Below are 12041 nucleotides of genomic sequence, written 5' to 3'. Positions count from 1 at the left end.
GAAGCCCGTGTTTTTGATGAATGCTATCACTCACAATCCCGACAGGCTGTAATTCACCGGTAACCAGCGATAACCGTTGGTTTTACCGCTGGCATCATGCTGTGCCGCGACGTGACCAATACCGGGGAATGGCAGGTGTGCGCCAGCCACCCAATAGCCTTGTTTTACCGTCTCTTTCAGCAACGCATCGCGGGTGCGAACCGCCTGATCGCTATCGGAGTCAAAGGTGATAGCGGTATCCGGTAGTGGCATTTGCACCGCTTCAGCATGGACGATATCTCCCCACAGCAGGATTTTCTGCCCGTCGCTGTTGACTAAAAATGCCGTATGGCCGGGGGTGTGACCCGGTGTCGGTACGGCAATGATATTGGCTGGCAGCGACTGGTTATCGGTAAATGTTCTGAGTTTGCCAGCCTCACGGATATGGCGGAACACTTCCTGCACGCGTTCAAATCCGGCTTTTTTATCTTTGGGCGCTTTTTTCAGATTATCCTGACTCAACCAGAAATCCGTGTCTTTCTGGTTCACATAAATAACGGCGTTGGGGTAAACCAGCTTGCCGTCGCTAACCAGCCCGCCGAAGTGATCGGCGTGCAGGTGGGTGACCAGCACGGTATCAACCTGCTCCGGTTTATAACCTGCGGCTTTCAGGTTGCTCAGGGTTTTACCGGTGGTTTTCCCTCCCAGAGCCCCGGTGCCACTGTCGACCAGAATCAGGTTTTTGCCGGTGTTGATGAGAAAGGCATTGATGGAGGTTTCCACCTGTGGCTTCAGGTAACTGGCGTCCAGCAGGCTGACAATTTTCTCCCGTGGGGTGCGGGTGAGTAATTTGTCCATTGGCATGGTGTTGGTGCCATCAGACAAGGCAGTAATTTCATATTGCCCGACCATGATACGGTAATAACCGGGTTGGGTTTTGACTTGCGCGACGGCTTCGGCATGGGCGAAAGTCGACACCAGAGAAAGTGATAAACAGAAAACAGCCAGAGGCTTTAATAACGTCATCGTGCATTTCCTTATTTGAAGAAGTTCGGCCGGATATATGCTGCCTGTTGATTATTAACCGGGAAGCGGGAAGGTACAAATTTCCGGCAATCGTCTTTTCTCGGTAACTGCATTTTTTCTGATAACCGTTTTCAGGTAACCGTATACAGGTCACCGTTTCATTCAGCCGTTTGGTTGGGATGCGCACCCGGCGGTTTGGCATGGCTCCGACTATCGGCGATAATAGTGGTTTAGCCAGAAGGAATACTCAAACACGATGCGTTACCCGATTAACGAAATGTTCCAGACCCTGCAGGGCGAAGGTTTTTTTACCGGCGTCCCGGCGGTGTTTATCCGTCTACAAGGGTGCCCGGTAGGGTGCAGTTGGTGTGATACCAAACACACCTGGGACACACTGCCAGAGCGGCAGATCTCACTGGCGGAGGTGCTGGTTAAGCACGGGGAAAGTGATGCCTGGAGCAGTTCCAGTGTCGAGGAGCTGTTGCAACAGATAACGCAGCAGGGGTACAGCGCCAGACATGTGGTGATTACCGGCGGCGAGCCTTGTATTCATGATTTAACGCCGTTGACGCAGGCGCTGGAACAGCAGGGATTCAGTACCCAGATTGAAACCAGCGGCACCCATGAGGTGCGTTGCTCATCAGCTTGTTGGGTGACGGTGTCTCCCAAAGTGAATATGCGTGGCGGTCTGGCGGTGTTGGATCAGGCGTTGCAACGGGCGGATGAAATCAAACACCCGGTGGCGCGTGAGCGGGATATCGAGGCATTGGATGGGTTACTGGCGCGACTGGATGACGATAAGGCGCGGGTTGTGGCCTTACAACCCGTCAGCCAGAAAGAGGATGCCACCCGGCTGTGTATTGAAACCTGCATCGCCCGCAACTGGCGTTTATCGATGCAGACTCACAAATACCTGAATATCGCCTGACGAGCCGGAAAATAGCGCGTGGCGTCGGGTGTGGGGTTAGTCCTCTTCGCCGCGGTAGATGCACCCGGCGGTGCAGGTTTCCTTGACGGTCACGGCGCTGAGTAACGGCAGTGTCGGTTTAAGCTGCTGCCAGATCCACCGCGCCAGCACTTCGCTGGTTGGGTTTTCGAGCCCAGGGATCTCGTTGAGGTAGTGGTGATCCAACCGCTCCCAGGTCGGCTTGAACGCCGCCTTCAATTCGGCGAAATCCATCACCCAGCCGGTATAAGGATCGACCTCACCGGTAATTTCCAGACGAACCATGAACGAATGCCCATGCAGGCGGCCGCATTTATGGCCGTCCGGCACATGGGGAAGCCGGTGTGCGGCCTCAAACTGGAAGTCTTTAAACAGTGTGGTTGGCATGGTGATGCTCTCGTGTCATTCAAAAAACCGTCGCATACTACCGGAAAGTACGGTGTGAAGCACGTTTCCTGACAACCCGACTATACCTTGTGTGAGGTCTATGCCTTGTGCAGTCACTGTCGCTTGTGTCTGTTGCGCCAGTCCGAATAGAGCGGAGCAATCAGGTGGTCAGGTTACGCTGTCAGTTCAATCATTACGCTGTCAGTTCAAGAGCTACTCTGCCAGTTCAATAATCGCATCGCGGTTCCAGCCGACAGGCAACGGGGAGGGGCGTTGTAGCGTCATGTTGTGCCATGTCAGCCCGTTGATGCCGCGCGCAAACAGCGCAGGCATTCCCCCCGGATAAACCTCCACGCCATAAGCGCGCCCGGTATCCGGATTAACCAGATACGCATTATCCAGTCCCATGCCGGTGGGGCGGGCCGGGTTACAGGGCGGGCGAACGTCGTACAGGCCTTGTTCCGTACTATCGCCTGATTGTTGTGTCAGCGTTATGTCCTCGAAATGAATATCGCGGACATAACCTGCTGGCGTACTGTGCAGATTGATAGCCCCTTCACTGACACCGGTTATCCGCGCAAAGCGAACCTGCTCAATAACCCCCGGTTCGATCGTTGGATCGCGGTAGCGTACCGAGATGAATATCGGGTCTGCTTTCCCCCAATGACACGGCGGCGCAGTGACGCATTCGACCGTGATATCGCTAAAACAAATTCGACGAAACGCACCACCATCGCGGGAAATAAGGCCGATCCCCCGGTTGGAGTCGTAGAGAGTACAGTGGCTGACGTTCAGGTCTTCGATATCGGCAAAGGTCTCGGTACCGATTTTCAGCGCACAGCTGCGTGAGCGCAACCGGCAGTGGCTGACGGTCATACGTTGGGCTTTATATTGCATGGCAGGGGGCTTGGCGGTGGTTTTGATGCACAAGGCATCATCGGCGGCGCTTAGATGACAATCGTGGACGATGACATCCTGACAACTGTCGAGATTGAGCGCGTCGGTGTTGGCCATCGTCATGTCGTTATCCACCGTCAGGCGTTCAACGTTGACCTGACGGCAACTCACCAGATGGACGGTCCACATCGGGGCGTGTTCGATAGTGATATCCTGTATCGTAATCTGCTCACAGTCCTCCAGCACCACAATACGCGGCCGATGCTGTGCGGGTAACCGATAGCCTTGCTCATCGGGCTGTGCCGAAAAATAGGCATCGGCGCTGCCAGTAATTTTTCCTTTTCCACACAAGGTGATGTTGCGCTGCTGGCGTGCATACAAAAATGCACGATCGGAAAGCTCTGCCACGCTGAGCGTTGTGGTGTGGGCAAAATCGTCATAACAGGCGCTGGCGATGAGCTCCGCGCCTTCATCCAGTTGCAGGCAGCAGTTCGAAGGAAGCCGCAGGCCCCCTAGCAAATAACGTCCCGACTCGACCACCAGCGTGCCGCCGCCCTGTGCGTCCAGGTCGTCGAGTGCTTGCTGGAAGCGTGCGGTATCCGGGGTAATGCCATCGGCGGCGGGTTGGTAAGTACGAAAAGATAGCGTCATGGTGGTGATCCTGTATCGGGCAGATGATGAGCTATTCCAGCACGGCTTTTTCTCGTCAGCAGCCGTAGCGCGACGGGAAATCATTGAAGGTTAGAGCGCCTTCACAGCCTCTCTGACGCCATCAGCCGGAATGTGATCGTGATAACGTCATACCCGCCACCGCCCGAACGTAATGCGTGTTTCATCACACTTTAATCCCTTCTGATGTAATCCAGCCGTATCAGTGACAGATTGTGTTTTGTTTTTGTTAATTAAGTGTGAAGCGGATCGCGCAAGATGTTTACTGCGGGCGATGGGCTGTGAGGTAGCAGGAGTGCCGTACGATGAAGAGGGCACCTATGTCCATGAAATGAATGTTGTCAGGGCTGACGATACACATTTTTTCAGCCTGCCCCGCATAACGCGTATCAGAGGCCTCCCCGGCACTGGTGAAAGCAAAAACAATCTGCCTATTTTGTCCGCTAGCGGGGGGCGCTCTGTACCTGCCTGACTACCCTTCCGCCCTGAAATAACAACACCAAGAGGATCGGGGACATGATGAGATTACTGACAGGATTACTGTTGCTGGTATTGACCTTGCTGGGCCAGGTTCAGGCAGCGGAACAAGTAACATTGCGTATGGCCTGGTGGGGAGGTAACAGCCGCCATCAGGCTACGCTGGCTGCTATTGACGCATTTCAGAAGAAATACCCGGGAATTACCGTTAAAGCAGAATATACCGGCTGGGACGGCTATCTTTCACGCCTGACGACGCAAATCGCCAGCGGGCAGGAACCGGACGTTATGCAGATCAACTGGAACTGGATCCCGATTTTTTCCCGTACCGGTACTGGCTTTTATGACCTCAATACACTGAAAGACACCCTGAAATTGCAGGATTTCCCCGCCGATGCGTTAACGACGGTCGATGGCAAGGTGAACGCTATCTCGACCTCACTGAACGGGCTGGTGATGTACTACAACGTCGATACCTGGAAAAAAGCCGGACTGGCGTATCCCACCACCTGGGAAGAGTTGTTTCAGGCTGGCAAGGTGTTCAAAGAAAAGCTCGGTGATAACTACTTCCCACTGGCTTCCCCGGCGCAAGACAGCGGGGAAGGGCTGCTGGAACTGCTCAACACCTATATGACGCAGAAATTCAATATCGGCATGATTGACGAGCAGAACAAGCGCTTTAATTACACCGAAGCACAGTGGCTGGAAGCGTTCCGTTTCTATAAACGGTTGGTGGATGAGCATGTTATTCCATCGACCAAGTACTACAACGCCTTTGGCAAGGCGGGAGTCTTTGAAACCCGGCCGTGGATTAACGGTGAGTATGGCGGGGCGCAATTGTGGGCCTCGGTAGTGAAAAAATACGCTGAGCCGTTAGCACCGCCAGCCAAACTGGAACTGGGGCCGTACATCATGACGCCCGGCTCGGATAACCCCGGGCAGTTCTTCAAGCCCTCCATGCTGTTTGCCATCAGCAAAAACAGCGGGCACCCGAAAGAGGCGGCACTGTTGCTCAATTTCCTGATGAATGAACCGGAAGGCAGCCTCCTGATGGGGACCGAACGTGGCGTACCGCTCAGCCGGGTGGCACGACAGGCACTACAGGATAACCAGAAACTGGACACGCAAGATCTGGCGGTGAAAGGGCTGATGCAGGCGCTGGAAAAACCCATGCAAACCCCGGTGTCTTCGTATATTGAAGACCCGCAACTGTCCAGCCTGATTCTGCAAACGGTCGAGCAACTGGATTACGGCAACAAGACCGTGGAAGTCTCCGCCAGGACGTTTAGCGATGCTGGTAATCGCATTCTCAAGCGCGTGATCCGCTAATTGTCGGCCCGACGGCGCTACGCTTCATGGCGTGGCGCTGCCGTGTGATGACCACCAATATCTTGCGTGAGCGCAGTCAGCTGCTGTTGCAGACTGTCTGCCAGCGTGCGTGGGCGGTCAGCATCAAACATGACATGTATGCTGACAGGGTAATCCCGGTGTTGCAGGCTGAAATCATCCATTTCATGGGCTACACCATAAAGCGCCTGAATGTTGGTTTTGGCTATCTCACGCAGCGTCCAGTTATTTTCCACACGCTGGCAATAGTGCAACGTGAAAAAGGCTTTCTGTGCATGGACGAAAGCCCGGCAATAGAGCGCGAGCCCTCGCCATTCCTGCAGCCAGCGCTGACGTAGCGGCTCCGGAAGCTGGTGGTCGCGGACAAACTGCATGGCGGCCTGCTGGCTTTGCTCGGCTAACTGCCAGGCGGTGTCTTTCTCCCGCACAATCTGGTACAGATTGTGGGAGGCCAGCTCTGTTTCCTGACGTTCAAAGGTGATGTCGCGCCCGGAACCGGGGAGCCAGTGATTGCGGTTAAGCTGACCGTACAGGCTCCACACCGCCTGACCATAACTGGACGGTAACAGGCTATGGCGATGGAACACGTGATGGCGGGCGTACAGCGATAACGACAGCGCCTGTTGGGCCTGTTCCAGCAACGTTCGCATGGTGTGACAAACCTCATCATCCGGTTGCCATTGCCAGCATTCCGCCAGCCAGCGGCGAAAAAGGTCGCTTTCGTTAATCGGTGGCGCGTTGTCATTCAACAGGTGCGCGCAAGCAAACAGGGTGAATTCACTCAGCGAGCCTAATACGCTGTGGTTATCGACGCCGTCCCAACTGATGCGACAGGCCGCGCTGACGATGGCCGGATTTTTCTCCCGACACCATAACAACCGCCCTTGTACTTCGGTGTAGCGCAAAAAGGGCAAATTGCCCCAGCCGACTTCTTCACCAGCCAGATCCAACTCCACCCAGACTTCCCGATCCCCCAGTTCCAGCAGTGCCGGATTATTGGGAAATTCCGGCCAGAAGCGTTCCGGCGTCATTTTGATGGCGGCAGATACGCTAGTCGGCAGGCTGCGGATAGCGTCCAGCACATGAGACATATCCTGATGATTAGCCGGAAAGGCGCGTAATACCAGGTGGCGCTGGTGGGCGTGGATAACGCGGGCAACGGCCGCGAACAATTGCCGGTAGACCGGTTCGCTGTCTGTGGCGGGGGGGACTGTGCCGCCACGCTGTATCTCTTCGCCGGGTGGGGGGGCGAAGCGTATCAGGCTGTCACTGTTGGAGATAGCCAGCATCAGCCCATGCAATCGTGGGATTTGTTGCATCAGTTGTTCGACTTTGGCGGCCAGATAATCGCACCAGAAGTGGGTATCAATACGAAACTGGCGTGCATCATCCAGTAAATGGGGATACTGCAATAGCAAGTCGGTGGGGAACGTCAGTTCTTTGCATTGCAGGTATAACGCTAATCCTTGCTCGCGACAATAAGCGGCAACCTGATTGAGGTAGACGCAGCGCGATCGCTGTTGACTGCTGATACGATCGTCAAAGCGGGTTGACTGATAAGCCGGGGGCGTCACCAGTTTGTCCAGCAAGTCCGCCTGACCTAGCACCAGCGTATTGAAACCGTAACGACGGGCATATTCCACCAACGTGACGACCCGCTGCCAGTGCCAGATATCCTGGGTATTGAGTTCCAGCGCGCGACGTTGCCACATTATCGGTATGCTCCCAGAGTCACGAAATACGGTTCTGCCCCCGGATTATTTAGGGTTTCACGTCTGTGCGATAGCGGAAAATAAACATCCCAATAATCAATGCAATAAATTGTGATCAATAACACTTAAAGCAATAAGTGTTATCAAAAAAACTATTTAGTCATTTTGGTTATTAAATATTTCCATCGCGTCTTTAATTGTTCAGGTAGGGATGGTTACCTTATATCCTATCTGACTTTCTATTTCATGATATTGGCTATGGCGGCAACCCGGCATTCGCGCCCGCAGCCAGAACAAGGATACCGACACCATAATGAGCATTCCGGCTTCTCCGACTCCGCAGCTCCCGTTGAGCGCGGAGCAACTTTCGCGTCTTCAGGCGGCGACCGGTGATCTTTCACCGGCGCAACTGGCCTGGCTGTCTGGCTATTTCTGGGGCGTGATTCAGCAGCAACCCGGTGCGCTCGCCGCACCAACCAGCGCGTTAGCCGCTGTAGAGGCGGCACCGCCTGCCGCCATTACGCTGATTTCAGCCTCCCAGACTGGCAACGCGCGCCGTGTGGCGGAGCAGGTTCGCGATGAGCTGCTGGCGGCCAACCTGCCCGTGACGCTGGTGAATGCCGGTGATTACAAGTTCAAGCAGATAGCACAGGAAAAATTGCTGTTGATTGTCACCTCGACGCAGGGCGAGGGCGAGCCGCCAGAAGAAGCGGTGGCGTTGCATAAGTTCCTGTTCTCGAAGAAAGCGCCGTCGCTGGCGGGGCTGACATTCGCGGTATTTGGTTTGGGTGATACCTCTTACGAATTCTTCAGCAAGGCCGGTAAAGATTTTGACAGTCGCCTGGCGGAATTGGGCGCTGAACGTCTTTTGGATCGTGTCGATGCTGATGTGGAGTTCCAGCCACTGGCAGAGCAGTGGCGACGTCAGGTGGCTGAGGCGCTGAAAGCGCGTTTCGCCAGCCAGACGGCGGTAGCGGTACAAACGGCTGCCAGTGGTCAGGTTAACGCGGTAACCACCAGCCCGTACCATAAAGAAGCACCTTATACTGCCTCGTTGGTAACTAATCAAAAAATTACCGGCCGCAACTCAGAGAAAGATGTCCGCCATATCGAAATCGACTTAGGGGATTCCGGCCTGCGTTATCAGCCCGGTGATGCGTTAGGGGTGTGGTATGAGAACGCCCCGACGCTGGTACAGGAATTACTGGGTCTGTTGTGGTTAAAAGGCGATGAACCGGTCAATGTCGGCGGCAACACTCTGCCGCTGTCCGAAGCACTACAACGCCATTTTGAGCTGACGCAGAATACCGCACCGATCGTTGCCAACTATGCGGCGTTGTCCCGTAACGACACCTTGTTGGGATTGGTGGCGGATAAGTCTGCCTTGCAACAGTACGCACAACGTACTCCGCTGGTGGATATGGTACGCGAAGCACCGGTGGAACTGACGCCGGAACAGCTCATCGGGTTGTTGCGTCCGTTGACGCCGCGTCTCTACTCTATTGCATCGTCACAGGACGATGTGGGCAGTGAAGTGCACATCACCGTCGGCGTCGTGCGCTATGAATATGAAGGGCGTGCGCGTAGCGGCGGCGCGTCAGGTTATCTGGCTGACCAGCTGGACGAAGAAGGCGAGGTCCGTGTGTTCATTGAACACAATGATAATTTCCGTCTGCCTGCCAACCCAGACACGCCGGTTATCATGATTGGGCCCGGCACCGGTATTGCTCCGTTCCGCGCGTTTATGCAACAGCGTGAGGCCGAGGGAGCTGGCGGCAAAAACTGGCTGTTTTTCGGCAACCCCCACTTCACCGAAGATTTCCTTTATCAGGTGGAATGGCAGCGCTACGTCAAGGATGGGCTGCTGACCGACATTGACCTGGCCTGGTCACGCGATCAAGCCCACAAAGTCTATGTGCAGGACAAGATTCGTGAAAAAGGCGCGCAGGTGTGGCGCTGGATTCAGGATGGCGCCCATATTTATGTGTGCGGCGATGCCAATCGCATGGCGAAAGATGTGGAACACGCGCTGCTGGACATAGTGGCTGAACAAGGTGGGATGGACGCCGAACAGGCGGATGAGTTTTTAAGCGAGCTGCGTCTTGAGCGGCGTTATCAGAGAGATGTGTACTAATGAGCGAAAGATATTCTGGTCCGCTGGTGGTCGAGGGTACGCTGGCTGACGCCGAACGTATGAAGCGGGAAAGCAATTACCTGCGCGGTACGATTACACAAGATTTAAACGACGGTCTGACTGGTGGTTTTAACGGCGATAATTTTCTGCTGATCCGCTTTCACGGCATGTACCAGCAAGACGATCGCGATATTCGTGCCGAACGTGCCGAGCAGAAACTGGAGCCGCGTCATGCCATGATGTTGCGCTGCCGTCTGCCGGGTGGGGTGATGACGCCGCAGCAGTGGCTCGCTATCGATAAGTTTGCGGGTGAAAAAACGCTGTACGGCAGTATTCGCATCACGAACCGTCAAACTTTTCAGTTTCACGGTATTTTGAAAAATGATCTGAAATCCGCTCATCAGTTGCTGCATGACGTTGGGCTGGATTCGTTGGCAACCGCCAATGACGTCAACCGTAACGTGCTCTGTACCTCCAATCCGGTAGAGTCGGTGCTGCATCAGCAGGCCTACGAGTGGGCGAAGAAAATTTCCGAACATCTGCTGCCGCGTACTCGCGCTTACGCCGAAGTGTGGCTGGATAAGGAAAAGGTTGCCACCACCGATGAAGAGCCGATCCTGGGGCCGACTTATCTGCCGCGTAAATTCAAGACCACGGTGGTGATCCCGCCGCAGAATGATGTGGATCTGCACGCCAATGATCTGAACTTTGTCGCTATTTCAGATAACGGCCAACTGGTGGGCTTTAACGTGCTGGTCGGCGGCGGCCTGTCTATCGCTCATGGCGACAAGACCACTTATCCGCGTACGGCCAGTGAGTTGGGGTATATTCCGTTGGCGCAGACACTGGCGATAGCCGAAGCGGTGGTCACCACCCAACGTGACTGGGGCAACCGTACCAACCGTAAGAACGCCAAGACTAAATATACGCTGGAGCGGGTGGGCGTCGACACCTTTAAACAGGAAGTCGAGCGTCGTGCCGGTATTGCGTTTGAAGCGGTTCGGCCGTACGCGTTTACCGGGCGTGGCGATCGCATCGGTTGGGTTAAGGGGATCGATAATCACTGGCACCTGACCCTGTTCATTGAGAATGGCCGCATTCTGGATTATCCGGGGCGTCCGTTAAAAACCGGCATGGCGGAAATCGCTAAAATCCACAAAGGCGATTTCCGACTGACCGCGAATCAGAACCTGATCGTGGCGGGGGTGTCGGCTAAGGATAAAGCGAAAATTGAGGCGCTGGCACGCCAGCATGGCCTGATCGACGATAGTCTCACCGAGCAACGGCAGAACTCGATGGCCTGTGTTTCGCTGCCAACCTGCCCGCTGGCGATGGCGGAAGCCGAGCGCTTCCTGCCGGAGTTTGTCACGCAGGTCGAAGGCATTATGCAGAAACACGGTGTGGGTGATGACCATATCGTGTTGCGCGTAACGGGTTGCCCTAACGGCTGTGGCCGCGCCATGCTGGCGGAAATTGGCCTGGTGGGGAAAGCTATCGGTCGTTACAACCTGCATATCGGTGGTAATCGCGAAGGTACCCGCATTCCACGTATGTACCGGGAGAACATTACCGAAAAAGAGATCCTGACGGAGATTGACCAATTGGTCGCGCGTTGGGCCAGCGAACGCGAAAGCGGCGAAGGGTTTGGCGATTTTGCCATCCGTGTCGGCATCATTAAACCGGTGCTGGATCCCGCTGTTGATTTTTACGACTGACAGGAGAACCTGATGTCCAGTCTGAATCTGGAGGCGCTGCGCGCCTTGTCTCAAACGGAGCAGACCGCCGCTCTGGCGGAGGTCAATCAATTGCTGGAAGGGCTGTCTGCTGAAGCGCGTGTGGGCTGGGCTTTGGAAAACCTGCCGGGTGAGTTTGCACTGTCCTCCAGTTTCGGCATTCAGGCCGCGGTGAGTTTGCATCTGGTGACCCGGCAACGGCCGGATATCCCGGTTATCCTCACCGATACCGGTTATCTGTTCCCGGAAACCTACCAGTTCATCGATCAATTAACCGAACAGTTGAACCTTAACCTGCATGTTTACCGTGCCCCCCAGTCTCCTGCCTGGCAGGAGGCACGCTACGGCAAATTGTGGGAACAGGGGCTGGAAGGGCTTGAACAGTACAACCAGATCAATAAAGTCGAACCGATGAACCGGGCGTTGCAGGAGTTACAGGTCGGCACCTGGTTTGCTGGCTTGCGTCGTGAACAGTCAGGGAGTCGTGAAGGCTTGCCGGTGCTGGCTATCCGACGTGGGGTATTCAAGTTTTTGCCGATCATCGATTGGGATAACCGCACGGTATACCAATACCTGAAAGCTAACGGGCTGAGCTACCACCCGCTCTGGGAGCAGGGGTATCTGTCCGTCGGCGATACCCATACCACCCGCAAGTGGGAACCGGGCATGAGTGAGGAAGAAACCCGTTTCTTCGGCCTGAAGCGCGAATGCGGGCTGCATGAGGGGTGATTCCT

The 12041-nt window shown here is 55.1% G+C and carries 9 protein-coding genes; 5 read left to right on the top strand and 4 right to left on the bottom strand.

Annotated features, from left to right (window positions below; translation table 11 throughout):
* Positions 1–30: 30 nt before the first annotated feature.
* Positions 31–1005: an MBL fold metallo-hydrolase gene (locus DZE2538_RS15595; protein ID WP_038916746.1), complete on the bottom strand. Its 975-nt coding sequence runs from the start codon at positions 1003–1005 to the stop codon at positions 31–33.
* Positions 1006–1261: 256 nt separating this feature from the next.
* Here DZE2538_RS15595 and queE point away from each other — a divergent pair, with 256 nt between their 5' ends.
* Positions 1262–1933 (top strand): 7-carboxy-7-deazaguanine synthase QueE, encoded by a 672-nt coding sequence (gene queE, locus DZE2538_RS15590; RefSeq protein WP_019846159.1) that lies wholly within the window; start codon positions 1262–1264, stop codon positions 1931–1933.
* A gap of 36 nt (positions 1934–1969) precedes the next feature.
* On the opposite strand, the gene queD is transcribed toward queE, so the two are convergent.
* Both queD and DZE2538_RS15580 read right to left on the bottom strand, forming a co-directional pair.
* Positions 1970–2338, bottom strand: coding sequence for a 6-carboxytetrahydropterin synthase QueD (gene queD / locus DZE2538_RS15585; RefSeq protein ID WP_012885957.1), 369 nt, complete (start codon positions 2336–2338; stop codon positions 1970–1972).
* Positions 2339–2551: 213 nt separating this feature from the next.
* Positions 2552–3886 (bottom strand): glycoside hydrolase family 28 protein, encoded by a 1335-nt coding sequence (locus DZE2538_RS15580; RefSeq protein WP_038914528.1) that lies wholly within the window; start codon positions 3884–3886, stop codon positions 2552–2554.
* Positions 3887–4420: 534 nt separating this feature from the next.
* On the opposite strand from DZE2538_RS15580, the gene DZE2538_RS15575 reads away from it, so the two are divergent.
* A complete protein-coding gene (locus DZE2538_RS15575; RefSeq protein ID WP_038916745.1) occupies positions 4421–5710 on the top strand; it encodes an ABC transporter substrate-binding protein in 1290 nt (429 codons plus the stop codon).
* 17 nt (positions 5711–5727) lie between these two features.
* On the opposite strand, the gene DZE2538_RS15570 is transcribed toward DZE2538_RS15575, so the two are convergent.
* Positions 5728–7440: a hypothetical protein gene (locus tag DZE2538_RS15570; RefSeq protein WP_038916744.1), complete on the bottom strand. Its 1713-nt coding sequence runs from the start codon at positions 7438–7440 to the stop codon at positions 5728–5730.
* A gap of 313 nt (positions 7441–7753) precedes the next feature.
* Here DZE2538_RS15570 and cysJ point away from each other — a divergent pair, with 313 nt between their 5' ends.
* The 3 genes from cysJ to DZE2538_RS15555 are packed head-to-tail and all read left to right on the top strand — an operon-like array spanning position 7754 to position 12036.
* Complete coding sequence (gene cysJ / locus DZE2538_RS15565) at positions 7754–9574, top strand: NADPH-dependent assimilatory sulfite reductase flavoprotein subunit (RefSeq protein WP_038916743.1); 1821 nt, start codon at positions 7754–7756, stop codon at positions 9572–9574.
* Positions 9574–11289, top strand: a complete 1716-nt coding sequence (gene cysI, locus DZE2538_RS15560; RefSeq protein ID WP_038916742.1) for an assimilatory sulfite reductase (NADPH) hemoprotein subunit — start codon at positions 9574–9576, stop codon at positions 11287–11289. Before cysJ ends, cysI begins: the two co-directional genes overlap by 1 nt.
* 12 nt (positions 11290–11301) lie before the next feature.
* Entirely contained in the window at positions 11302–12036 is a 735-nt protein-coding gene (locus DZE2538_RS15555; protein ID WP_038916741.1) for a phosphoadenylyl-sulfate reductase, read from the top strand.
* Positions 12037–12041: the final 5 nt, after the last annotated feature.

It is taken from the genome of Dickeya zeae NCPPB 2538, from assembly GCF_000406165.1.
Classification (GTDB): Bacteria; Pseudomonadota; Gammaproteobacteria; order Enterobacterales; family Enterobacteriaceae; genus Dickeya; species Dickeya zeae.
This window is presented reverse-complemented; position numbering and strand designations above follow the sequence as displayed.